This is a genomic window from Thermoflexus sp. (assembly GCF_034432235.1).
Taxonomy (GTDB): domain Bacteria; phylum Chloroflexota; class Anaerolineae; order Thermoflexales; family Thermoflexaceae; genus Thermoflexus.
In genome coordinates this window covers 1-22,577 of sequence record NZ_DAOUCJ010000003.1, presented here as the reverse complement: position 1 = coordinate 22,577, position 22,577 = coordinate 1, and the positions used below count along the sequence as shown (strand labels likewise).

37 protein-coding genes are annotated in these 22,577 nt (G+C 62.0%); 1 reads left to right on the top strand and 36 read right to left on the bottom strand.

Features of this window, described 5'->3' with window-relative positions; genetic code table 11:
- Positions 1-284: 284 nt before the first annotated feature.
- The gene (locus VAE54_RS00505; protein WP_322799964.1) at positions 285-1,085 is read right to left on the bottom strand and encodes an inositol monophosphatase family protein; all 801 of its coding nucleotides are present in this window, start codon (positions 1,083-1,085) and stop codon (positions 285-287) included.
- 50 nt (positions 1,086-1,135) lie between these two features.
- Positions 1,136-2,233 (bottom strand): extracellular solute-binding protein, encoded by a 1,098-nt coding sequence (locus VAE54_RS00500; RefSeq protein WP_322799963.1) that lies wholly within the window; start codon positions 2,231-2,233, stop codon positions 1,136-1,138.
- A 246-nt stretch (positions 2,234-2,479) separates the two neighbouring features.
- On the opposite strand from VAE54_RS00500, the gene VAE54_RS00495 reads away from it, so the two are divergent.
- The gene (locus VAE54_RS00495) at positions 2,480-3,331 is read left to right on the top strand and encodes a nitrilase-related carbon-nitrogen hydrolase (protein ID WP_322799962.1); all 852 of its coding nucleotides are present in this window, start codon (positions 2,480-2,482) and stop codon (positions 3,329-3,331) included.
- 109 nt (positions 3,332-3,440) lie between these two features.
- Here the strand turns inward: VAE54_RS00495 and rpsI are convergent, their stop codons facing one another.
- From rpsI to VAE54_RS00325, 34 genes are all read right to left on the bottom strand, one after another.
- On the bottom strand, positions 3,441-3,875 hold the full coding sequence (gene rpsI, locus VAE54_RS00490; protein WP_322799961.1) for a 30S ribosomal protein S9: 435 nt from the start codon (positions 3,873-3,875) through the stop codon (positions 3,441-3,443).
- 140 nt (positions 3,876-4,015) lie between these two features.
- On the bottom strand, positions 4,016-4,444 hold the full coding sequence (rplM, locus tag VAE54_RS00485; RefSeq protein ID WP_322799960.1) for a 50S ribosomal protein L13: 429 nt from the start codon (positions 4,442-4,444) through the stop codon (positions 4,016-4,018).
- A 40-nt stretch (positions 4,445-4,484) separates the two neighbouring features.
- Positions 4,485-5,285, bottom strand: coding sequence for a tRNA pseudouridine(38-40) synthase TruA (gene truA / locus VAE54_RS00480; protein ID WP_322799959.1), 801 nt, complete (start codon positions 5,283-5,285; stop codon positions 4,485-4,487).
- A gap of 132 nt (positions 5,286-5,417) precedes the next feature.
- The gene (rplQ, locus tag VAE54_RS00475; RefSeq protein ID WP_322799958.1) at positions 5,418-5,792 is read right to left on the bottom strand and encodes a 50S ribosomal protein L17; all 375 of its coding nucleotides are present in this window, start codon (positions 5,790-5,792) and stop codon (positions 5,418-5,420) included.
- A 2-nt stretch (positions 5,793-5,794) separates the two neighbouring features.
- Entirely contained in the window at positions 5,795-6,775 is a 981-nt protein-coding gene (locus tag VAE54_RS00470; RefSeq protein ID WP_322799957.1) for a DNA-directed RNA polymerase subunit alpha, read from the bottom strand.
- A gap of 170 nt (positions 6,776-6,945) precedes the next feature.
- Complete coding sequence (gene rpsD / locus VAE54_RS00465) at positions 6,946-7,584, bottom strand: 30S ribosomal protein S4 (RefSeq protein ID WP_322799956.1); 639 nt, start codon at positions 7,582-7,584, stop codon at positions 6,946-6,948.
- A 78-nt stretch (positions 7,585-7,662) separates the two neighbouring features.
- The gene (gene rpsK, locus VAE54_RS00460) at positions 7,663-8,049 is read right to left on the bottom strand and encodes a 30S ribosomal protein S11 (protein WP_322799955.1); all 387 of its coding nucleotides are present in this window, start codon (positions 8,047-8,049) and stop codon (positions 7,663-7,665) included.
- A 131-nt stretch (positions 8,050-8,180) separates the two neighbouring features.
- Entirely contained in the window at positions 8,181-8,570 is a 390-nt protein-coding gene (rpsM, locus tag VAE54_RS00455) for a 30S ribosomal protein S13 (protein WP_322799954.1), read from the bottom strand.
- A 48-nt stretch (positions 8,571-8,618) separates the two neighbouring features.
- Positions 8,619-8,732, bottom strand: coding sequence for a 50S ribosomal protein L36 (rpmJ, locus tag VAE54_RS00450; protein WP_088571991.1), 114 nt, complete (start codon positions 8,730-8,732; stop codon positions 8,619-8,621).
- A gap of 285 nt (positions 8,733-9,017) precedes the next feature.
- A complete protein-coding gene (map, locus tag VAE54_RS00445; RefSeq protein ID WP_322799953.1) occupies positions 9,018-9,854 on the bottom strand; it encodes a type I methionyl aminopeptidase in 837 nt (278 codons plus the stop codon).
- Positions 9,851-10,522, bottom strand: coding sequence for an adenylate kinase (locus VAE54_RS00440; RefSeq protein ID WP_322799952.1), 672 nt, complete (start codon positions 10,520-10,522; stop codon positions 9,851-9,853). The genes map and VAE54_RS00440 overlap by 4 nt, the downstream gene beginning before the upstream one ends.
- Positions 10,523-10,550: 28 nt before the next feature.
- Positions 10,551-11,855: a preprotein translocase subunit SecY gene (gene secY / locus VAE54_RS00435; protein ID WP_322799951.1), complete on the bottom strand. Its 1,305-nt coding sequence runs from the start codon at positions 11,853-11,855 to the stop codon at positions 10,551-10,553.
- Positions 11,856-12,020: 165 nt separating this feature from the next.
- On the bottom strand, positions 12,021-12,479 hold the full coding sequence (gene rplO / locus VAE54_RS00430; protein WP_322799950.1) for a 50S ribosomal protein L15: 459 nt from the start codon (positions 12,477-12,479) through the stop codon (positions 12,021-12,023).
- Complete coding sequence (gene rpmD / locus VAE54_RS00425; protein ID WP_322799949.1) at positions 12,466-12,675, bottom strand: 50S ribosomal protein L30; 210 nt, start codon at positions 12,673-12,675, stop codon at positions 12,466-12,468. The genes rplO and rpmD overlap by 14 nt, the downstream gene beginning before the upstream one ends.
- Positions 12,665-13,195, bottom strand: coding sequence for a 30S ribosomal protein S5 (gene rpsE, locus VAE54_RS00420; RefSeq protein WP_322799948.1), 531 nt, complete (start codon positions 13,193-13,195; stop codon positions 12,665-12,667). Before rpsE ends, rpmD begins: the two co-directional genes overlap by 11 nt.
- 54 nt (positions 13,196-13,249) lie before the next feature.
- Entirely contained in the window at positions 13,250-13,618 is a 369-nt protein-coding gene (rplR, locus tag VAE54_RS00415; RefSeq protein WP_322799947.1) for a 50S ribosomal protein L18, read from the bottom strand.
- Between the two features lie 204 nt (positions 13,619-13,822).
- Positions 13,823-14,392 carry a 50S ribosomal protein L6 gene (gene rplF / locus VAE54_RS00410; protein ID WP_322799946.1) on the bottom strand — a complete coding sequence of 190 codons (570 nt, stop codon included), beginning with the start codon at positions 14,390-14,392 and terminating at the stop codon, positions 13,823-13,825.
- Between the two features lie 12 nt (positions 14,393-14,404).
- Positions 14,405-14,815: a 30S ribosomal protein S8 gene (gene rpsH, locus VAE54_RS00405; protein WP_322799945.1), complete on the bottom strand. Its 411-nt coding sequence runs from the start codon at positions 14,813-14,815 to the stop codon at positions 14,405-14,407.
- Positions 14,816-14,893: 78 nt separating this feature from the next.
- Positions 14,894-15,061, bottom strand: a complete 168-nt coding sequence (locus tag VAE54_RS00400) for a type Z 30S ribosomal protein S14 (protein WP_407084015.1) — start codon at positions 15,059-15,061, stop codon at positions 14,894-14,896.
- Positions 15,062-15,108: 47 nt separating this feature from the next.
- Positions 15,109-15,675: a 50S ribosomal protein L5 gene (gene rplE, locus VAE54_RS00395; RefSeq protein WP_322799944.1), complete on the bottom strand. Its 567-nt coding sequence runs from the start codon at positions 15,673-15,675 to the stop codon at positions 15,109-15,111.
- A 99-nt stretch (positions 15,676-15,774) separates the two neighbouring features.
- Entirely contained in the window at positions 15,775-16,098 is a 324-nt protein-coding gene (gene rplX / locus VAE54_RS00390; protein WP_322799943.1) for a 50S ribosomal protein L24, read from the bottom strand.
- A gap of 108 nt (positions 16,099-16,206) precedes the next feature.
- Positions 16,207-16,575, bottom strand: coding sequence for a 50S ribosomal protein L14 (rplN, locus tag VAE54_RS00385; protein ID WP_322799942.1), 369 nt, complete (start codon positions 16,573-16,575; stop codon positions 16,207-16,209).
- Positions 16,576-16,670: 95 nt separating this feature from the next.
- Positions 16,671-16,976, bottom strand: a complete 306-nt coding sequence (rpsQ, locus tag VAE54_RS00380) for a 30S ribosomal protein S17 (protein WP_322799941.1) — start codon at positions 16,974-16,976, stop codon at positions 16,671-16,673.
- Positions 16,973-17,185, bottom strand: a complete 213-nt coding sequence (gene rpmC / locus VAE54_RS00375) for a 50S ribosomal protein L29 (protein ID WP_322799940.1) — start codon at positions 17,183-17,185, stop codon at positions 16,973-16,975. Before rpmC ends, rpsQ begins: the two co-directional genes overlap by 4 nt.
- A gap of 118 nt (positions 17,186-17,303) precedes the next feature.
- Positions 17,304-17,726 (bottom strand): 50S ribosomal protein L16, encoded by a 423-nt coding sequence (gene rplP, locus VAE54_RS00370; protein ID WP_322799939.1) that lies wholly within the window; start codon positions 17,724-17,726, stop codon positions 17,304-17,306.
- A 3-nt stretch (positions 17,727-17,729) separates the two neighbouring features.
- Positions 17,730-18,422, bottom strand: coding sequence for a 30S ribosomal protein S3 (gene rpsC, locus VAE54_RS00365; protein ID WP_322799938.1), 693 nt, complete (start codon positions 18,420-18,422; stop codon positions 17,730-17,732).
- A 51-nt stretch (positions 18,423-18,473) separates the two neighbouring features.
- Positions 18,474-18,824: a 50S ribosomal protein L22 gene (gene rplV / locus VAE54_RS00360; protein ID WP_416223743.1), complete on the bottom strand. Its 351-nt coding sequence runs from the start codon at positions 18,822-18,824 to the stop codon at positions 18,474-18,476.
- 80 nt (positions 18,825-18,904) lie between these two features.
- Complete coding sequence (gene rpsS, locus VAE54_RS00355; RefSeq protein ID WP_088571972.1) at positions 18,905-19,186, bottom strand: 30S ribosomal protein S19; 282 nt, start codon at positions 19,184-19,186, stop codon at positions 18,905-18,907.
- Between the two features lie 153 nt (positions 19,187-19,339).
- Entirely contained in the window at positions 19,340-20,176 is an 837-nt protein-coding gene (gene rplB, locus VAE54_RS00350) for a 50S ribosomal protein L2 (RefSeq protein WP_322799936.1), read from the bottom strand.
- Between the two features lie 115 nt (positions 20,177-20,291).
- Entirely contained in the window at positions 20,292-20,600 is a 309-nt protein-coding gene (gene rplW / locus VAE54_RS00345; protein WP_322799935.1) for a 50S ribosomal protein L23, read from the bottom strand.
- Positions 20,601-20,628: 28 nt separating this feature from the next.
- Positions 20,629-21,306, bottom strand: coding sequence for a 50S ribosomal protein L4 (gene rplD, locus VAE54_RS00340; protein WP_322799934.1), 678 nt, complete (start codon positions 21,304-21,306; stop codon positions 20,629-20,631).
- Between the two features lie 80 nt (positions 21,307-21,386).
- Positions 21,387-22,028 (bottom strand): 50S ribosomal protein L3, encoded by a 642-nt coding sequence (rplC, locus tag VAE54_RS00335; RefSeq protein ID WP_322799933.1) that lies wholly within the window; start codon positions 22,026-22,028, stop codon positions 21,387-21,389.
- Between the two features lie 65 nt (positions 22,029-22,093).
- Entirely contained in the window at positions 22,094-22,402 is a 309-nt protein-coding gene (rpsJ, locus tag VAE54_RS00330) for a 30S ribosomal protein S10 (RefSeq protein ID WP_088571967.1), read from the bottom strand.
- A gap of 53 nt (positions 22,403-22,455) precedes the next feature.
- Positions 22,456-22,577 (bottom strand): hypothetical protein (locus VAE54_RS00325; protein WP_322800010.1); only part of this gene is annotated, 122 nt, incomplete at its 5' end.

Sequence of the window (22,577 nt, the reverse complement as noted above, 5' to 3'; positions counted from 1 at the left end):
TGAGGGGGAAGCCTGAGCAGGGCTTCTGTTGAGAGAGAAGGGGTCTGGCGATCGCCTGGAGGACGGCGTGGGACCGATTCCAGGGCAACAAAGAACCGCCGGGGCGTCTCAGCCGACCGGCGGTCCAGCCTTCGACCTCCCTTCACGCATGTGCTCACCGCGCTTTTCCATATTAACAGAGAACTGCGAATCTGTCAAATCGCTGGGCTCCTGGCTCCTGTCTCCCGAAGGGGGTTAGGCATCCGACCCCCTCCGGGTCTTCGCTCCCGCGTCGAAGCTCCGCTTTACATCCCCATAGCGGCCCAGACCGCGCGCTCCAGCCGCCCATTGCTCACCACGGCGGCGGAGCTTCGGAAGGACCACGGCGCGCCATCCGGTTGATAAATGGTTCCTCCTGCCTCGCGAACGATCACTGCAGCTGCAGCCACATCCCATGGTTGCAGCGCAAAGTGAAAATAGAAATCGAGCCATCCGGCCGCCACATAGGCCATCCCCAGGGCCGCGGATCCGATGGCGCGAACGGTTTGACAGCGCACCGCCAGCCGGCTGAGCCACCCCAAGATTCGCTCTCGCGTCTCATTCTGGTGTCCCCAATCCAACCCGATCAGCGCCTGCTCTAACCGCTCCGTCTCGCTCACCCGGATCGGCTTTCCGTTCAGGAAGGCGCCGCGTCCTCGCGCCCCCGTGAACAGCATATCCTTCAGCGGATCATAGATGGCCCCCACCACGGGCTCGCCATCCACCAGCAGCCCGACCGATACCGAAAAGCACGGAAACCGTCGGGCAAAGTTTGTGGTCCCATCCAGGGGATCGACAACCCAAACAGGCCCTTCCTCTATATCTACGCCCGCTGGCCCGTGATCTCCCTCCTCTGCCAGGATCCGATGTTCCGGACCATGGCGCCGGATAACCGTCAAGATCGCCTCCTGGGCCGCCAGATCCGCGGAGGTCACCCAATCCCGAAACCCTTTCTCATGCACCTGGCGGGACATCGGCCAGCAGGCGCGAAGGACCGCTCCGCCAGCCAGCGCGGCCTCGATGGCCGCGAGCAACCAGACTTCGAGATGAGCGCCGGAGGAACCCACTGTTCCCCTCCCTAATCGGATAGGCGTGGAGATGTCCGAGTATTCCGCCCTTATGGACGCGGCAATCGGTCCAGGATGACCGACACATCGGCTCCGCCTTCCAGCAGCTGGATCGCCTCATTCAGGCGATCCAGCGCACTTTGCCCCGCTGCAGGTTCCTCCCAGTATCCCTGGAGCGCCCAGCGGAGCAGCATACCCAGCCGGGCCTCCGCGCCCGTGAGCTGGCGCAATCGCATGGCGGCCGCGCGGCGAACGGGGATCGATCGCGCATCCTGTGCCCAACGGGTCTGCGCCTCGACCCCCACGGCCCAGTGCAGGAACCGCCATGCCGCCATTTGTTGCTCCGGATCCCGGGCGGTGATCGCCAGATCCCATCCCCATCCGGGCAGGATCGCCCTCCCCTGCCCGGATGGGCCGGGCAGGGGAGCCAGGGCCAGCCGGAACCTTAACCGCCCGGCTTCGGCCTCCCGCTCCAGGATAGGAAGCCAGCGCGTAGGGCCGAACAGGATCACGGTCTCGCCTTCCAGAAAAGCCTGTAACGCGGATGGGGGATCCATCAGGCGGCCGCATTCCACCCTCAGCATGAAGGCCAGGTCTTCGACCCATCCCTTCAGATCCGCTACGGAACGCTGGGCCAGCCACCCCTGGAGCACATGCGCATCCCGCGGGGCGATCCAGCCCGCCGTATCCGGACGCCCATCCCCATTCAGATCCAGCGCTCCCCGCATGCACACCTGATGAATCCCTCCCCAATCCGTCGGAGGTTGCTCAAAACCGGATTCCAGCAATCGATCCTCATCCGCATACATAATGAGCCCATCCCGCAGGAATGGAACGGAGCCGGGGGTCACCGGAGCCAGCAGATCCTCCCGCTCCTCCGCCGATAGCCCATACTGCGGATCCTCCAGCCATGGGCGAAGAGGAACCAGCCGCCCGGCCTCCCACAGCTCCGGCACCACCTCCGCCGGAATCAGGACCAGGTCCGGCCCTCGCTCCGATGGCCGCTGTAGCCGGTTGAGCAGCTCTTGAGTCGAGGGGAACGCCTCGATATAGATCGCGATGTTGGGATGCTCCGCCATATAGGCCTCTGTGAGCCGGGCCAGGGCAACAGCCCGCTCGGGGTCCAGGGCATGCCACAGGACAAGCAACCTGGGAGGCCTTGTCATCGATGTGCAGGCCGCCATTCCCACAACCAGAACCCAAGCCCATCGCGTGGAAGATCGCATCGCCAGGACCTCTCCCCATCCAGGGCTTCGTTCACTGGGCTAACAAAGAGCATCGCATGCGTCTCACCGGTCTTTGGGCCGGTCGGTTCCCTCCTCAGGACCACCTCTGGCGGTGGACACCCGCCCCAGGTTATTATTTCACAAAACGGCCATGGTGGAGGTCTCCGAATGAAGGCCCTGAAAATCGGTCTGGCTCAGATCTATCCACGGCTGGGCGATCTGCAGGCCAACCTCCACAAACATCTGGAGGTCATTGAGGACGCAGTAGCCCGAGGCGCCGAGCTGATCGTGTTCCCTGAGCTTTCCCTCACCGGATATGTGCTTCAGGATCTCACATATGAAGTGGCCATACGTCCTGAACCGAACCATCCGGTTCTCCAGCCCCTGCTGGAAGCGAGCCGGCGGGCCGACCTGGTCGTCGGGTTCGTGGAGATGGATGAACGAGGGCGCTACTACACGACAGGCGCTTATCTGGCTGGGGGACATATAATCCATCGCCATCGCAAAGTTTATCTTCCAACTTATGGGATGTTCGATGAGGGCCGGGATATGGCCCCCGGGGATCAGGTTCGGGCTTTCGATACCCGCTTCGGACGCTTCGGATTGTTGATCTGCGAGGATTTCTGGCACATCAGCCCGCCTTACCTCCTCTGGCTGGATGGGGCGGAGGTGCTGATCTTCACCTCGGCGAGCCCGGGACGCGGATTGGGAATTCCGGGGAAGTTCGGAAGCGCAAAATGGGTCGAACTGGTCAATCAGGCCTATGCGAGCCTTTTCACCGTTTTCGTCATCCATGTGAACCGCGCCGGATTTGAGGATGGACAGAACTTCTGGGGGGGGTCGACCATTTTCGATCCGAGCGGGGATCTGGTGGTGCAAGGCCCTTATTTCGACGAAGCCCTGATCCTGGCCTCCATCGATCTCGATCAAATCCGCCGGACCCGTATTCGATTGCCCCTTTTACGAGACGAACGACCCACCCTGGTCCTTCGAGAGCTCCGGCGGATTCTGAGCCTTTAGAGCCGGATAGTGTCCTCGGGTTGAGGGCGGGGAGAGAAACCCCATCGGGGCCAGACGGGCCTGCCGAGGACAGCCCATCTGGCCCACGGGGAAATCATAATCATGGTATTCAACGCTTAGGCGACTGAGGTGCCTTGCGCGCGCGCCGGAGCCCGGGCTTCTTGCGCTCTTTCTCCCGAGGATCACGGGTCAGCATGCCATGCTGTTTCAGCAGGGGGCGCAAACCCGGATCCACCAGAAGCAGGGCGCGGGCCAGCCCCAGGCGAATCGCGCCGGCCTGGCCCGTGAGGCCACCTCCCTCGACCCTCACCGTGACATCCAGCTTCCCTTCCAGGCCGGCCAGGCGGAGCGGCTCAAACAGATGATGGAGATCCTGCTCGCGGACAAAGTAATCCTGCACGGGCTTGTTATTCACAATAAACACTCCCCTTCCACCCGTATATAGACGAACCCGGGCGACGGCCCGCTTGCGTCGACCCACGCCCTCAACATAAGGACGGCCTTTGAAAGCCTCAAAAGTGAGCCCTTCCACAACAGCGGCCATAGGCGCTCCTCTCCCTCTGGATCAAGTGGACGATGGGAGCGGGCTTACGCTGCTGAGCTCTGAAAAGAGAGGAAAAGGCCATGCCCCCTCGCCGACCGAAGCGAAACAGCGTAAGCCCGGCTTGAGCGAACGGAACCCATTCACAGGGGAAGCGGTTTAGGCTGCTGGGCCTGATGCGGATGCTCCGGCCCAGGATAGACCTTTAGCTTCTTCAGCATGCGCCGCCCCAGACGGTTCTTCGGCAGCATCCCCCACACCGCCCTCTGAATCACCCGCTCGGGATGGGTCTGCAACATCCGGCGCATGGGGATTTCCCGCAAACCGCCTGGATATCCGCTGTGACGGTAATACACCTTCTGCTCCAGATGGCGGGGATGAACCGCCACCTTGGCGGCATTGATCACGATCACATAGTCCCCGCAATCCTGCGAAGGGTCAAAATACGGCTTATGCTTCCCGCGAAGGATTTGGGCGATCCGGCTGGCCAACCGACCCAGGTTCTGGTTGGTTGCATCCACGACCCACCATTCCGCCCGGATATCGGCCGGCTTGGTGACGTAAGTTTTCACGGCGCTCTCCCTCCTGCAACAGGCTGAGATGGACGGAGCTCTATTGGTCCTGCAAGCCTCGAAGGCAATCGGGCAAGAACTTCGGTGGCGGCGGAATCGAAATCCGCTCATAGCGCGCGCCCACGAAATAGAGGCCATACGGCGGAGCCGGCGCATGGGCTGGATAGGCATCCGGTCGCCTCAGGTAGGCGGCCGCCGCTTCCGGGGGCCGCTCCCCCCGGCCGATGGCGACCAGTACCGCCACCATAATGCGAACCATATGATAAAGAAACGCATCCGCCTCGATCTCAAACGCCACCCATTCCCCGTCGGCGACGACGGCGGCCCTTCGGACCTCCCGCACAGTATTCTGACCTCTGGGGGGGCGGCCAAACGCCCCGAAGTCATGGCGCCCCACCCAGAGGGCGGCAGCCTGACGCATCGCCATGACATCAAGGGGCGACGGCACATGCCAGGCCAGCGTGCGCCCGAAAGGATCCCGCCGGGGCCCGTTGTAGATCAGGTAGCGATAGATCCGGGTCTGAGCCTCCCGACGGGGATGGAAATCCGGCGGCGCTTCCCCCAGAGCCCAGACCACCATGTCGAATGGCAGGAGGGCATTCAGGGCCCGCTGCAGATCCTCCAGGGAATGCCGCCAGGAGATATCAAAAGCGACCACCTGGCCGAACGCATGAACCCCCGCATCCGTGCGGCCGGCCCCCCGCACCCGGATCGGAGCTCCGGCCAGATGCTGGAGGGTCGCTTCCAGAACGCCCTGGATCGTCGGCTCATGGGACGGGGCCAGGCGCTGGAACCCCCGATACCTTGTGCCTTCATAAGCCAGGGCTGCCCAGATCCGCATTCCGCATCCCACGGCAGGAGGCCTTTGGAAGAGGGGCCGGCCCGCTCTGCCCCAACGCTGGACAGGGATGACGCCCATCCCACGGGGGAGAGCAGCCGCATTGCCCTTGTGCAGGTCTCGGAAAAGGCCAGGCTATTCCTGAACCAGCTCCAGACGGGCCACCGGTGCCGCGTCTCCTCGACGGAATCCGAGCTTATAAATCCGGGTGTATCCCCCGTTCCGGTCCCTGTAGCGCGGGGCGATCTCATCGAAAAGCTTTTTGACCACCTCGCGGCCATACAGGCGAGCCGCCGCCAGCCGCCGCGCGGCCACCTGCTTCGAAGGATCCTCCAGCGCCTGCTTGGCCAGGGTGATCAATTTCTCCGCATAGGCCTGGACGAATTTCGCCTTGGCCTCGGTGGTTTCGATCGCCCCATGCAGAAAGAGCTGAGTCGCCAGATTCCGGGCCAGGGCTTCCCGATGGTCTTTATCTCGGCTCAATGTCTTCCCGGCAACTCGATGGCGCATGGTCAGGCCTCCTCCGTCTCCTCTGCGGGCTGCGGCAGATCCTCAGGCCTCAGAAAGCCCCGCTCGATCAGGCGCTCCTTCAATTCCTCCAGGGACTTGGCCCCGAAATTGCGAACAGAAAGCAGCGCCTCCTCCCCCCGATAGAACAGCTCGAGGACCTGGCCCACGGTGGTGATGCCTGCCCGTCGAAGGGGATTGATCACCCGCGCGCTCAGCTCCAGGCTCTCCAGGGATGTCTCGTAAGCCTGAGGCGGGATCATCTCCCGCGCCGGCTGGGGCGGGGCTTCCACCTCCTCAGGCCCCACGAACTCCGAGATCAGGGAGAAATGTTGCAGCAACAACCGGGCCGCTTCGATCAAAGCATCTTTCGGTCCCATCGTCCCATCCGTCCAGATCTCCATCACCAGCCGGTCATAGGTGGTCCGCTGCCCTACACGGGCCCGATCGATCTCAAAAGTGCAGCGCCGGACTGGGCTGAAGATGGCATCCACCGGGATCTCCCCGATGGGAAGGCGGCCCCGCTCTTCCGCTGGCGAATATCCCCGCCCGCGCTCGACGGTCATCTCGATCTCCAGACGGGTCCGATCATCATCCACAGTGAATAAATAGAGATCCGGGTTCACGATCTCCACTTCGGGGGGGCACTGAATGTCCGCCGCCGTGACCACCCCCTCGCCGGCCACTTCCAGCCGCAGGCGGGCCGGGCCGTCCCCGTAGAGCTTCATTCGAAGCTGTTTGATGTTCAGAATGATCTGGATCACGTCCTCCCGGACGCCCGGGATCGTCGAGTATTCATGGGGCACATCGGTGATCCGGATGCTGGTCACCGCCGCGCCCGGCAACGAGCTCAACAGCACCCGCCGGAGGGCGTTCCCAATGGTCACCCCATAGCCCGGCTCCAGGGGGCTGATGACAAAACGCCCATAGGACTGCGTCAGGATTTCCGCTTCCACCTTCGGCAGAACCAACGTTACGCCCGCCACTCAAGCCTCCTTTGCCGATCAAACAGGAACATAGATTTCTCCTTGTCGCTTCGGGAGCCAGGTCGAGCATCGGACCTTCCCTGTAACCCCCGCATCGCCTCGAGCCACCTCATATGCGGAAGGAGCTGGGGAGAGGAAGATTTTGGGAATTCGTTCCGGATCCCTCCCCGTTATCGCGAATAGAACTCCACGATGAGATGCTCCTGCACCCGCGTATCGATTTCCTCTCGCACCGGAAGACGCAACACCTGGCCCGATAGATCCTGGGGGTTCAGCTGGAGCCATGGCGGCGGGCGGTGGCCCTCCAGGCGCTCCATGATGTTCTTGAAATACTCCTTCTCCCGACTGCTATCCCGCACCCGGATGACATCGCCCGGCTTCACCTGATAGGAAGGGATATCGACCTTGCGGCCGTTGACTTCAAAATGACCATGGCGGACCAACTGTCGCGCCTGAGCCCGTGAACTGGCGAACCCCAGACGATAGACCACATTGTCCAGACGGCGTTCCAGCAGGATCAGCAGGAGGGCGCCCGTCATCCCCCGCGCCCGCTGGGCGATTTCAAAGTAGCGTCGGAACTGGCGCTCCAGCACCCCATAGATCCGCCGCAACTTCTGCTTCTCCCGCAGCTGAAGCCCGTAATCCGAAGGCCGGCTTCGGCGGAATTGCAGCTCCCGACCATGCTGGCCGGGGGGATAATTTCGTCGTTCAATCGCACACTTCGGGCTAAAGCAACGCTCCCCTTTCAGATAAAGCTTCTCGCCTTCCCGGCGACATAACCGACAGACCGGTCCGATATAACGTGCCATTCGCTCCTCCCAAACTGGGTCTCGCTCCCATGCAGTTCAGATGGACGCCCCGTTTGCTTCCTGGGCCGTAAGCTCACCCTACACCCGGCGCTTAGAAGGCGGCTTGCATCCGTTGTGGGGGATGGGCGTGACATCGGTGATCGATCGGATCTTCAGCCCCATCGCGTGCAGCGCACGCAGCGCTGCCTCGCGCCCGGGGCCCGGGCCGTTGATGAAGACATCGATTTCCCGAACCCCCATATCCATCGCTTTTCGAGCCGCCTGTTCGGCCGCCAGACGCGCCGCGTAGGGGGTGCTCTTCTTTGAACCCTTATAGCCGATGGTCCCCCCACTGGCCCACGTCAGAGTATCCCCGTTGGGATCCGTAACCGTGACGATGGTATTGTTAAACGTTGCATGGATGTAAACGTGAGCTCGGGTGACATTCTTGCGGGCCTTTCGACCCCCCCTCGAACCTCGCGCCATAGATGCCTCCCTCCCGGTGATCGCGCATGATCTCGACAGCCTGAAGATGAAATCGGATGCCCTCCTCCATCCTCCGGACAGGGGCCATGGGCTACGGAGGACATCCGAGATGTCCTTTCTATAATTCCAGATCACTTCTTCTTAGCGCCGCGCTTGCGGCCGCGACCGGGCACCGTCTTCCGCGGACCCTTACGAGTGCGAGCGTTGGTTCGGGTCCGCTGGCCCCGCACTGGAAGATTCATTTTGTGTCGCAATCCTCGATAGCACCCGATATCGATCAGCCGCTTGATATTCATCGCGATCTCGCGGCGCAGATCGCCCTCTACCTTGTAGTTCCGCTCAATGGTCTCCCGTAGGAGGTTCACCTCGCTCTCCGTCAAATCTTTCACCCGTTTATCCGGGTTCACCCCCGTCTGCTGCAGGATCTTCTTGGCGAGGGAACGACCGATCCCAAAGATATAGGTGAGGGCGATCTCCACCCGCTTATCCCGGGGCAATTCCACACCAGCAATTCGGGCCATTGAATGCTCCCTCCTCTTTCAGATCCCCATTGCTTGGCCAACCCTCGATCATCCTTGCCGCTGCTTATGCTTGGGATTTTCACAGATCACCCGCACCACCCCCTTGCGCCGAACGATTTTACATTTCGGACATCGCCGGCGGACAGACGGTGTGACCTTCATCGCACCCTCCCACGATAGAATTCGCAGACAGGGAACGCGCTCCGGATCTCCAATGAGCCGCTCGACTGCCCACAACGGAGTGTCTGCGATGAGCGCAGCAAACCCTTATTTTATCCAAACGAAGGAGAGGTTTCCACTTTCCACCCGGAGCCCCCGGGCTTTTCAATGGCCATGTCTGACGGCATAAGAGGCCGCGCAGCGGGCTTCCCCATAGAAGGTTTCAGGGCTGGCCACCAGAGCCCCCCGAGGAACCTCCCGCTTCATTTATCCAGACCTTATCGAAGCTCACGAGGCCAGACGTGGATCATCCTCCAGAGCGGTCAGGATGATCGGATCCCCCTCCGTAATCGCGATGGTATGCTCGAAATGGGCCGCCAGGCTTCCATCCAGTGTGATGACGGTCCATCCATCCTCCAGAATACGGGTCCGCCAATCGCCCATTGTGACCATCGGCTCGATTGCGATCGTCATCCCCGGTCGCAGGGGGAGACCCCGACCGGGATGGCCCCGATTCACAAAGGAGGGCGGCTCATGGAGGGCTCGCCCGATCCCATGGCTGGTGAATTCGCGGGCCACACGGAATCCCTGAGATTCCACCGTATGTTGAATGGCCCACTGGATATCCCCCAGACGTCGACCGGGCCGGGCCTGAGCGATCGCCGCCCACAGGGCCGCTTCTGTGACTTCCAGAAGTCGACGGACCTCCGGAGGGATGGAGCCAACGGGCAGCGTGATCGCCGCATCCGCGTAATAGCCCCGGAAGTTGACCCCCACATCGATGCTGATGATATCCCCTTCCTTCAGCCGGTAGGGGCCGGGGATGCCGTGAACCAGCACATGGTTCACGGAGGTGCAGAGCGTAGCCGGGTAAGGCGGCCCCCCCTCATCCTTCATGCTGGGATAACCCTTGAAAGCCGGGATCCCTCCCCGGCGGCGGATGTAATCCTCAGCCCACCGATCCAGTTCGGCGGTGGCGACGCCGGGCTGGACCATGGTGCGCATGGCGGCCAGCACCTCAGCCACAATCCGACCGGCTTCCCGCATCATCCGGATCTCAGCCCACGTCTTCAGCCGGATCCCCGCCGCCGCCCGGCCTGTTCGAGGGATCACCCGCGGGCTCATGGATCCACCGCCTTCCGCACTTCGATCGCCCGGATCAGCTCCTCCGTCACCTCCGGGATGGGCCGTTCCCCATCGATTTCCACCAGCAAGTCCCGCTCCCGATAAAACGAAACCAGGGGCGCCGTCTGCTCCTGGTAAACTTGGATACGCCGCCGCTGAACCTCTTCGGTGTCATCTTCGCGCTGATAGAGCGGGCCCCCATCGAGATCGCAGCGGCCCGGCACGCGGGGCGGGTTGAACTCCACATGATACACCGCGCCGCATGTCCGACAGGTCCAGCGCCCTGCCAGACGCCGGAGCAGCAGTTCGTCACGCACCCGGATATAAAGGACCGCCGTCAGGGATCGGCCCATCCCGGCCAGAAGCTCATCGAGCGCCTGAGCCTGAGCAGGCGTTCGAGGGAACCCATCCAGGATCACTCCGTGGCGGCAATCCGCCTGCTCCAATCGCTCCCGAATCATCCCGATGGTCACATCATCCGGCACCAGCTCGCCTCGATCCATATACTGACGGGCCAGCTGGCCCAGGGGGGTCTGACGATGCAGGTGATCGCGAAAGAGATCACCGCTGGCCACATGAGGGATGCCCAGGCGCTGGCTGAGGATCTTGGCCTGCGTCCCCTTCCCCGCACCTGGAGGCCCCAGCAGGATCAGATCCAAGGGCATCATTCCATGACTCCATCGAAGCGCAAACGGCTCATCGGATGAAGCCCTCATAGTGGCGCATCACCAGCTGCGCCTCCAGCTGCCGCATGGTATCGAGGACCACGCCGACCACGATCAGGAGCGCGGCGCTGCTGAAAAGCAGCACATTGGTCTGGAGCACCGAACGCACCGGCCAGGGCAGGATCGCCAGGATCCCCAGGAACAGCGCCCCCACCAGGGTGATGCGCCGGGAGATCCGATTGATATACTGCTCAGTGGCCTTCCCGGGCCGGATGCCCGGGATAAATCCCCCTTGCTTCTGCAGGGTATCCGCCAGGTTCATCTGCTGCAACATCACATCCGTGTAAAAGTAAGTAAAAGCAACAACGGTAATAAAATACATGGGCCAGTAGGCGTCATGGAACCCGGAGAACACGCTGACGATGGTGTTGGCGATGCTTGCGACGATCGCATTGCTGGAATACTGGAAGAATTGCGCGATGATGGCCGGGAACGCCAGCACCGATTGAGCGAGGATGAGAGGGATCATCCCAGCCATGTTCACCCGGAGGGGGATATACGTGCTGCCGCCCCCGTAGATGCGGTGACCCCGAACTCGACGGCCATACTGGACAGGGATCCGTCGCTGTCCTTCCTGGATGAAGACGATCGCGGCCACCGTGATCACGGTGAGGGTCAGGAACACCAGAATGCCCATCAGGCCATTGCTGGTCCAGATCTGAGCGAGGTTGTATGGAGCCCGGGCCACGATCCCACCAAAGATAATCAGCGAGAGCCCATTGCCGATCCCCTGCTCGGTGATCAACTGACCTAACCAGATGGCGAACATCGTGCCCGCGGTCATGGTCAGGATCACCGTCAGGGTCGGCAACAGCTGGTGAGGAGCGAAACCGAAATTGGGCAGCACCGCCCGCCCTGGAGCGCTGAGCAGGTTGGCCTGGCCGATCGCGTAAAGGGCAGCCAGTGGGACCGTGAGGAAATACGTGTATTGTTCCAGCTTGCGACGGCCCTCCGATCCCCCCTCTTTCACCAGCCGTTCCAGTTGCGGAACGATAGGAACCAGAAGCTGAAGGATAATAGAGGCCGTCACATATGGGTAGACTCCCATCGCCATAATGGAGAAGTTGGCAATAGCACCACCCGAGAGCAGGTCCAGGATGATGTAAAGCTGCCCGGCAGCGGTGGTGCCCTGAAGCAACTGCTGCAGCGCCGCCCGGTCCACTCCGGGCACCGGGATATGCGCGGCCAGGCGGTAGATGACCAGGATCAGCAGCGTATAAAGGATCTTGCGCCGCAGATCCGGCAGATGCCATGCGTTTCGCAACGCGTCCAGCATGAGTCCTCCTTATAAGCTCCCAACCGCCCCAACGATCTGACACAATGGCCCCTCATGCGGCCCCTGAAGCGATCCGCCCCCCATGCGCCTATGGAGAGAGCCCATCCCTCCCCGCACCGCAGATCGACAGAGGGAAAAGGCGATCCCCCGGATCCATCCTGGTCCTCAATGAGGGATCACCACCGCCTGGCCGCCGGCGGCCTCGATTTTCGCCCGGGCGGATGCCGAAAAGCGGTGAGCCCGAACGAGGAGCGGGCGGTCCAGCTCCCCATCCCCCAGGATCACCACCGGCTCCTCTGGATCCCGCAGCAGGCCCGCTTGTGCCAGGATCAGCGGAGTGATCTCGCTATGGGGAGGAAAACGATTCAGCTGCCCCACATTGACCGGCTGATACCGGACCTTCTCCACCAGCGTGAAGCCCTCCCCTCGCGCCTTGGGGAGACGCCGGACCAGAGGGGTGCGCCCGCCCTCAAAATACGGGGGCATCTTCCGATCACCGGAACGGGATTTCTGCCCCTTCCGACCCCGCCCCGCGTAGGTCCCGTGACCCGAACCGAGCCCGCGGCCCACGCGCTTTCGCGCTTTCTTCGAGCCCGGCGCCGGCTTCAATTCATGAAGCTTCACGCTCCACCTCCTCCACATGAACCAGATGGCTGACCTTTTGAATCATCCCGCGGACAATTGGCGTATCCGGCCACTCTGCCACATCGTTCAAATGGCGCAGGCCCAGCGTGCGCAGCGTATGGCGCTGACGCCGGGAATACCCGATGGGACTTTTCACCAACGTGATTCGAAGTTGTCGAACCCCCTCACCCTTCATAGCGCTTACGGCTCCATGGTGGCATAACATCTTCAACGGGCTTCCCTCGAATCTTGGCGATCTCCTCAGGGGAGCGCAACATCTCCAGCCCCTTCATGGTGGCATAAACCACGTTGACCGGATTCGTGCTTCCCAGGATCTTGGTCAGCACATCCCGGATTCCGGCGGCCTCCAGAACCGCTCGAACCCCCCCGGCGGCGATGACGCCGGTCCCCGGTGAGGCGGGCTTCAGAACCAGCCGCGTGGCCCCGAACTTCACCACGACCGGATGGGGAATCGTTGTTCCCAGCAAGGCTACCTTTTTCATATTCCGTCGGGCGCGCTCCGTGGCCTTCCGCATCGCCTCCGGAACCGCCCGGGCCTTGCCGATCCCCACCCCCACCCGTCCGTTGCGATCACCGACCACGGCGACCACCCGGAAAGAGAAGGATCGGCCGCCCTTATGGACCTTCGCCACACGGGCGATATCCACGATCCGCTCTTCGTATTCCACGGTGGGAACTTCCCGGATCTCCGCCATTGCCACCTCGCCTTGTGAGCTCCTTTTACTCCATCACGGATGAGTCAGGGCTGCTTAGAACTCCAACCCGGCCTCGCGGGCCGCATCGGCCAGGGCCTTCACCCGGCCGTGGTATTTATAGCCCCCTCGATCGAACACGACCTTACGGATCCCTTTCGCCAGAGCCCGCTGAGCGATCAGGCGACCCACCAGACGGGCCTTCTCCGTCTTGGTCAGGCCATCCAGCTGCCCCCGAAGCTCAGGATCGAGCGTGGAGGCCGCCGCCAGGGTGACTCCCCGGGTGTCATCAATGATCTGGGCGTAAATGTGCTTCAGGCTCCGGAAGACCGAAAGCCGAGGTCGCTCCGGAGTGCCGAAAACCTTTTTTCGAACCCGCCGATGCCGTCGCCGACGCCCTTCATCCCGTGGATGTTCCCAGCTCATCGACTATCCCTCCCGAGGGCCAGGATTCTATCCCTGAGCCCGAGGATTCCCATCGCTTCCTCCCCTCTGAGGGTTTTCGCGGATTCAAGGGTACTGAAAACCCTCAGAAGAAAATCCGCTCCATATCCGATCGGTCTCACCACAGAGCCCCGTATTTCATCCGCAGGGCTACGCTGGATGGGTTCAAGGCGATCCCCTTTCGAATCACTTGGCCTTGCCGGCCTTTCCCGCCTTACGCCGGATGGGCTCGTCCTCCCAATGATCGCCTTTCCAGTAGGTATAACGGATCCCCTTGCCCTTGTAAGGCTCCGGCGGGCGCAGGGCCCGGATTTTGGCCGCCACCTGGCCCACCAGCTGTTTATCGATCCCCGAGACGGTGATGATCCGATCCCGCGTGTTGACTTCAAAGGTGATCCCCTCAGGGGGTTCCACAATAATCGGATGGGAATACCCCAGATATAACACGATGGCCTTCCCCATAGGCTCCGCCCGATAGCCCACGCCCTCAATGCGCAGATGCTGCTGGAACCCCTGGGTCACTCCGGTCACCATGTTCGCCAGCAAGGCTCGGGTCAGGCCATGGAGGGCCTTATGCTTCCGATCATCCGATGGCCGTCGCACGACCAGATGGCCGTCCTCAATGGCGATCTGCATGGACGGGTGGAAAGTCTGCGTCAGGGTTCCCTTCGGCCCGCTCACCGTCACCGTTGAGCCTTCGATCCGCACCTGGACCCCGGGTGGGATCGGGATCGGTTTCTTGCCCACACGCGACACGGTTCCCTCCCCTTACCAGACATAACAGATGACCTCGCCGCCGACGCCCAGGCGGCGGGCCTGCTTATCCGTCAGAATGCCCTTTGGAGTGGAGAGGATTGCAATTCCCATCCCGCTCATCACCAGGGGGATATCCTCCTTGCCGACATACACCCGACGGCCCGGTTTGCTCACCCGCTTCAGACCTGAGATCGCCGGCTTTCGGGAACGGCGCTCGCCGATGTATTTCAATTTAATGACCAGCTTCGGCTGTGGCTGATCATTCGTCACCTCGAAATCTTCAATGTAACCCTCCTCTTTGAGCACCCGGGCGATGGCCACTTTAATCTTGGAACTGGGGATAGCCACCCGGCTGTGCCCCACCATAGAAGCGTTTCGAATCCGGGTGAGCATGTCGGCAATCGGATCCGTCACAGCGCTCATCGTTTTCACTCCTGTCCAGATATTCCTCATCGGGCGCCCAGCGCCTTTCCCACGCAGAAACCTGGAATGGCCGAAAGTTTACCAGCTGGCCTTGCGAACGCCGGGGATCAGCCCCTGGAGGGCCAGCTCCCGAAAACAGATCCGGCACAGCGCAAACCGTCGGATATATGCGCGGGGCCGGCCGCACCGGCGGCACCGGTTCCGCACCCGCACCTTGTATTTCCGTCGCATCTCTCGATATATCATGCACTTCCGGGCCACGTCCTCCTCCCTGGGTCCGACGTCCGTGGTTTTTAGCCTTTGCGGAACGGCATGCCGAGCAGCTCCAGCAGCCGCCGCGCCTCCGCATCGGTTTTCGCCGTGGTCACGATCGTGATCTCCATCCCTCGAACCTTATCCACCTGACTGTAATCGATCTCCGGCCAGACCAGCTGCTCCCGCAGCCCCAGCGTGTAATTCCCCCGGCCGTCGAAGGAATCGGGCGAGACGCCCCGGAAATCCCGGATACGGGGAAGGGCCACGTTGAACAACCGGTCCAGGAAGGCCCACATCCGATCCCCTCGCAGGGTCACCTTAACCCCGATGGGGCGACCGGCCCGCAATTTGAAGGCCGCGATGGATTTGCGGGCCTTGGTGATCAGCGGTTTCTGGCCCGTGATGGTGGCGATGTTCTGGACCGCATAATCCAGGGCCTTGGGGTTGGTGACCGCTTCCCCAACCCCCACATTCACCACCACCTTCCAGATCCGGGGGACCTCCATGATGTTGCGATAGCCGAACTCCCGCATAAGGGCCGGCCGGACTTCCTCCAGGTAACGCTGTTTCAAACGCGGAACCGCCCTCGTGGTTGTCTCCGCCATCCTGATCGCCTCCCCTGATCTCACCAAATGCAGGAAGAGAAAGATGGAGACTGGGGCAATCCCCCAGAAGCCGGGGATTGGCCGGCCTGCAGATCCCAATTAAACAAAGGTCGCCTGACACCTCTTGCACTGACGAAGCTTACGTCCATCAGGCTCTATCACAAATCCCACACGCGTGGGCTGATTGCATTTCGGGCAGATCAGCATCACATTGGAAATATGGATGGGCGCCTCGAATTCCATGATGCCGCCCACCTGCCCACGCCCGGTAGGGCGGGGGCGCTGATGCTTCTTAACAATGTTGACCCCGGAGACCACCACCCGGTTTTCCTTCCGGAGCACCCGCAGGACCTCCCCCTGGGCGCCCCGGTCATCTCCGGCGATCACCAGAACCCGATCCCCTCGCTTGACCTTGGCCGCCATAGTCCTTCTTCCCCCGATATATGGATCGCAACCCTTCATGAACGCCACCGATCCCCCTATCCGGGATCCTTTCTCCCCTCCCAGCGTGCCGTCCCCTCTTTGCCGCGCTCACAGCACCTCCGGAGCCAGGGAGATGATCTTGGTGAAGCCCTTATCCCGAAGCTCCCGGGCAACCGGGCCAAAGATCCGCGTTCCCTTTGGATTGCCGAATTCATCCAGGATCACCGCAGCGTTATCATCAAAACGAATCGTCGACCCATCCGGGCGACGATATTCCTTCGCCGTCCGGACGATCACCGCGCGCACGATCTCGCCCTTCTTCACCGTGGCGGTCGGGATCGCGTCTTTGACGGTGGCCACCACCACATCCCCGACATAGCCGTAGCGGCGATAAGAGCCGCCCAGCACGCGGATAACCAGGATCTCCCGAGCGCCGGTGTTGTCTGCCACCTTGAGACGGGTCTCCTGCTGAACCATGGATACGCCTCCTGTGATGCCTTCCCTGCTTGGTCACCTGAGGTCAGACTTCCTTCGCAGCCTGACTGGACCTCTTACCAGGAGTCGATCGAGCCCTACTCGGCCATGATCTCCTCACCGGGCAACTGCTCCGGCACCGGCTCCACCGGCTTCTGAGCCCGTTCCAGGATCGCCTCCACGATCCAGCGCTTGCGACGGCTCAACGGGCGGGACTCCACGATCTGCACCAGGTCCCCCATACGGGCCATGTTCCCCTCGTTGTGGGCCATGAACTTGCGGCGACGGCGGATCACCTTCCCATAAAGCGGATGGCGCACCAGCTCCTCCACCGTCACCACCACGGTTTTATCCATCTTGTCGCTGGTCACCCGCCCAATAAATCGTTTGCGCCGATCTTTCATCGCCCACCTCCCCGGGCCAGCTCCCGCTCCCGCATGATGGTCAATATGCGGGCGATATCCTTCCGCAAAGCGCGGATCCGGTTAACATCCTTGAGCTGGCCCATTACCCACTGGATCCGCAGGTTAAACAGCTCACGGCGGATCTGCTCCAGCCGATTTCGAAGCTCCTCATCGGACCAGTTACGGATTTCCTCAGGACGAAGGGCCACAGTTCCCTCCCTGCCGGATGTCTGGCGACGGAGCGCATACCCCACGATCTACAGCATGCGGGGGAAGATCCCATCTGGCCGGCCTCTTCAGCAAAGGCCGACGCTGGGAGCCCCCGGGCTATCCGATCTGCTGCTCCTCGGCCGTGATGATCTGGGTGCGAATCGGCAATTTATAGGAAGCCTGCCTCAACGCCTCGTGAGCGATATCGGCGCTCACCCCACCGATCTCAAAGATGATGCGGCCGGGCCGGACTACAGCCACCCAGTGATCGACGTTCCCCTTGCCTTTCCCCATCCGGGTCTCAGCCGGTTTGCGAGTTACCGGCTTATCCGGGAAGACCCGGATCCAGTATTTGCCACGCTGGCGGAGAAACCGGACGATGGTGCGGCGGGCGGCCTCGATCTGACGGGCGGTCAGCCAGCATGGCTCCAGGGCCTGGAGACCATATTCCCCGAAGGCTAGCTCAACCCCCCGCGTCTCCCGGCCTTTCATCCGTCCCCGCATTTGCTTGCGGTATTTGACCCGCTTCGGCATCAACATCGCTTAACCTCCCCGTTGCGCCGATGTCACCCGGGCAACCATCTCCGCGGTCTGCTGGACGTAGGCGCCGGGCTCTGTATCCCCACGGTAGATCCAGACCTTGACGCCGATCTTCCCCCACTTGGTGATCGCTTCCGCCAGGGCATAATCGATATCCGCCCGCAGCGTATGGCGAGGGACCCGGCCCTCCATCAGCGTCTCCGTGCGGGCCATCTCCGCTCCCCCCAGACGGCCCGAGACCGTGATCCGGATCCCTTTCGCCCCGGCCCGCATGGCCTGCTGGATCGCCCGCTTCATCGCCCGGGCATGGCTAACCCGCTTCTCGATCTGCTGGGCGATGCTCTCCGCCACAATGGCCGCCTCGAGCTCGGGTTTAGGGACCTCCACGATCTCCACGCGGGCCTTCTTCCCGGTCATCTCCTCAACCGCCTGGCGCAGCTGCTTGATCCCCAGGCCCCGACGGCCGATCACGATGCCCGGCCGGGCCGCGTGAATATACAGATTGATCTGCTTGGGAAACCGTTCGATCTCAATTCGAGCGATCCCTGCCTCTTTGAGCTGCTCCTTCACGAACTGCCGGATCTTCAGGTCCTCATGGAGCAGCTCCACATATTCCCGGCCCTCCGCATACCAGCGGGCCAGCCAGTTCTTGGTGATGCCCAGACGGAAACCGATCGGATGAACTTTCCGGCCCAAGATCGCCTCCTCGCGCGCAATGGGTCCAGCCTCTGCATCCACACAGCAGGCTCAGTCCATCCGCTCCTCCAGAACCACCGTAAGGTGGGTGGTCCGCTTCAGGATCGGACGGACGCGGCCCCGAGCGGCGAAACGGACCCGCTTATATCGGGGCCCGTCGTCGGCCCGGATATCCACCACATAGAGATCCGCGGGCGAGAGACCGTAGTTGTTCTCTGCGTTGGCCACCGCCGAGCGGATCAGTTTCTCGACATAGCGTGCCGCTTTCTTAGGGGTAAAACGCAACACGCTCAACGCGTCTTCGGCCCGCATCCCCTTCACCAGATTACAGACCAGACGCGCCTTATAAGGCGAGATCCGGATATAGCGGGCGACTGCCCGAACCCGATTCGCCATTGCCATCCCCCATCGATCTCAAAAGTTATTCCCCGGGCTGACCCAGCGGGGCCCCAATCCGAGAGGCGGGAAGACCCCTTCTCCTGTCACCGGACCCCTGTTTTCTTTTCCTTGACAGTATGACCACGGTAAGTCCGGGTTGGGGCGAATTCCCCCAGCCGATGCCCGACCATCTGTTCCGTAATGTAAATGGGCACATGGCGCCGCCCGTCGTGGACGGCGATGGTATGCCCTACCATCTGTGGGAAGATCACCGAGGCGCGGGACCAGGTGCGGATGACCCGCTTCTCGCCCCGGCGATTGAGCTCTTCGATCTTCTTCAGCAGCTTGGGATCACAATACGGACCTTTCTTCAGCGAGCGTCCCATGCTCGCTCACCCCCTTCGAGGTTTCTTCATCAGCAAAGGGATTGCACCGGAGAGGTGCGCCGAAGCGCATCCTCGTCCCACATATCGTTTTCGAAAAAGACGCCCACTCCTCCCCTCTGTTTGGCCGCGTCATTGAACAGGCCTGGCCTGATATCACTTCTTTTTCTGGCGGCGCTGGATAATGTATTTATCGGTGGCCTTGTTGCGCCGTGTCTTCTTGCCCAGCGCGTGCTTACCCCATGGCGTCTTCGGATAGGGCAGGCCGATGGGCGCCCGGCCCTCGCCGCCGCCGTGCGGATGATCCCGCGGCGACATCGCCGAGCCGCGTACCGTGGGGCGGATGCCCAGCCATCGCTTGCGGCCCGCCTTGCCGAGCCGGATATTCGCGTGCTCCAGGTTCCCCACCTGGCCGATGGTCGCATAGCACTCCAGGCGGACCTTCCGGATCTCCCCGGAGGGCAGACGCAGGATGGCATATCCCTCCTCTTTCCCCAGCAACTGGGCGACCGCGCCTGCCGCCCGAGCGATCTGACCGCCATGCCCGGGATACAGCTCCACGTTATGCACCAGGGTCCCCACCGGGATGTTGGCCAGCGGCATGGCGTTGCCCACCTTGATCTCCGCCTGAGGTCCGCTCATCACAATATCCCCGACCTGCAGGCCCAGGGGCGCCAGGATGTAACGCTTTTCACCATCCGCATATTGCAACAGCGCGATGCGGGCTGTGCGGTTGGGATCATATTCGATACTGATCACCTTCGCCGGAATGCCTTCCTTATCCCGCCGCTTGAAGTCGATGATGCGATAAAGCCGCTTGTGGCCACCCCCCCGATGGCGAACGGTGATCCGGCCCTGAAAGTTCCGCCCGGCGTGCTTTTTCAAAGGAACAACCAGGGATTTCTCCGGCTCATCCTTGGTGATTTCCTCGAATGTATAACCGGTCGCATTGCGGCGACCGGGCGTTGTCGGCTTGTAGACCTTGATCCCCATTGGTCCTCCTCCACCACTACCGCTGGGATCCCTCCTTGCCGAACCGACCGACGGGAGCCGGCGCCCCGACCTTCCCGGCCCAGCTCGATGGGCCTTCGACCGGGATTACGGGCGCTTAGACCTCGAAGAGATCAATCCGCTGGCCCGGGGCGATTTGAACGATCGCCTTCTTCCAGCCCGGGCGGCGGACCACCTGCTTGGGCTTGTTGCTGAGAATCCGCGCCCGCCAATCCCGTCGTCGCTTGGCCGGGACGTTGATAATCCGCACATCCAGAACGCGGACGTTAAAGATCTTCTCCACGGCCTCCCGAATCTGGTGACGGTTCGCCCGCGGATCCACCTCAAACACGTATTGATTCATCTCCTTGAGCCGGGTCGCCTTCTCCGTGATCACCGGCCGTTTGATCACTTCATACAGGTCCATTTTCCCGTCCCCCCCTCAGGGCTCTCGATCAAGCCGCCGATGCGGCCTCCGCTGGAGGCAGTGCGAATTTCTTCCGGATCACAGGACGCGTCAGCCAGTCCTCAATCATGGCCAGCGCATCCCGTGGAATAATCAGAGTCTCATACTTGAAAAGATCCCGAATATTCAGGCACATGGCATGGAGATAGGCCACATTGGGCAAGTTACGCACTGCCCGCTTCACGTTCTCGTTCGGTCCAGCGAGCAGGATCAGAGCGCTCTTGCCGACGGGCAGCCGCTCCAGGACCTCTTTCATGAGCCGGGTCCGCGGCTCCGGCAGCTCCAGGCGATCCAGCACCAGGATCTGACCTTCCTTCGCCTTCACGGAGAGGGCGGAGCGCAAAGCGGCACGGCGCATTTTCTTGGGCATCTTCTGCTCATAACTGCGCGGCCGCGGCCCAAACACGACTCCACCGTGATACCAGTGAGGTGCATCCCGGCTGCCCTGGCGAGCCCGCCCGGTGTGCTTCTGGGGCCACATCTTACGGCTGCTGTAATGCACTTCCCCCCGGGTCTTCGTTTTGTGGGTCCCCAGGCGAGCGTTGGCCAGCTGCCGGACCAGCGCCTGATGCATCAACGGAATATGAATGGGGGCCTCGAACACTTCCGGTCGCAGCTCAATCTCCCCCACCTGCTGTCCTTCCATATTCCAGACCGGCACACGCATCGCAACGCCTCCTTGAACGTATCCCCAACCGCCTTCGCCGACAGGCTGGCTCCGGGGCCTGTCCATGGCGAAAGCGCCCCTCAATACGGCCGTTTGGCCTGGCGAATGATCACCAGCCCGCCCCGGGGACCCGGGACAGCGCCCTTGAGGGCGATCAGATGGCGCTCTGGATCCACCCAGACGACCTGGAGGTTCCGGACCGTCACCCGCTCATTTCCATAATGGCCCGCCATGCGCTTCCCCTTCACCACCCGGCCGGGATCGGTGTTGGTCCCGATCGATCCGGGGGCGCGATGGCGATCCGACTGGCCGTGGGTTTTCGCCTGCCGGGCGAAACCATGTCGCTTGATGCCTCCGGCAAAGCCGCGCCCTTTCGACCAGCCGGTCACGTCCACCCGTTCCCCGGGCGAGAAGATCGAGACGGTCAACACCTGACCTTCCTGATAAGAGGCCAGGGCCTCCGGGCCAGGGAGGCGGATCTCCCGCAACACCCGCAGTGGGGGGAGATTCCGCTTGAGCAGATGCCCCCGTTCGCCCTGGGTCAACCGTCGGGGCTTGGTTTCCTCAAAGCCCAGCTGGATGGCAGCATACCCATCCCGCTCCGGCGTCCGGAGCTGCGTCACATAACAGGGCCCGGCCCGGAGAACCGTCACCGGGACCACTTCGCCTTGCTCATTAAACATCTGAGTCATTCCGATTTTGCGCGCCAGCAAGCCTTTCATGGGTTAGCCTCCCGTGGGGACTGGTCGCCTGTCCCGGCCCATCATCCCCCAGATCCACCCACCCATCAAATCTTAATTTCGATATCCACGCCTGCTGGAAGGTTCAGGCGCATCAGCTGATCGATGGTTTTCGGATCCGGATCGAGGACATCGATCAGCCGTTTGTGGGTGCGGATCTCGAAATGTTCCTGAGAATCCTTATCGATAAACGGCGAGCGGATCACGGTGAACCGTTCCCGTTTCGTCGGAAGCGGGATCGGACCGATCACCCGCGCGCCGGTGCGCTCTGCCACCTCCACAATCCGGCGAGCGGATTCATCCAGGATCCGGTGATCGTATGCCTTCAGACGGATGCGCAATCGCTGCTTGGCCATAGGCCTCACCATAGGGATCTGGGATCACGAACCTAAAGACCTGAAACCTTCATCTAATCCAGGATTTTGGTGACGACGCCGGCGCCGACGGTGAGCCCGCCTTCCCGGATGGCGAACCGCAACCCCTCCTCAATGGCCACCGGCGCAATCAGCCGCACCCGCAGGTTCACATTGT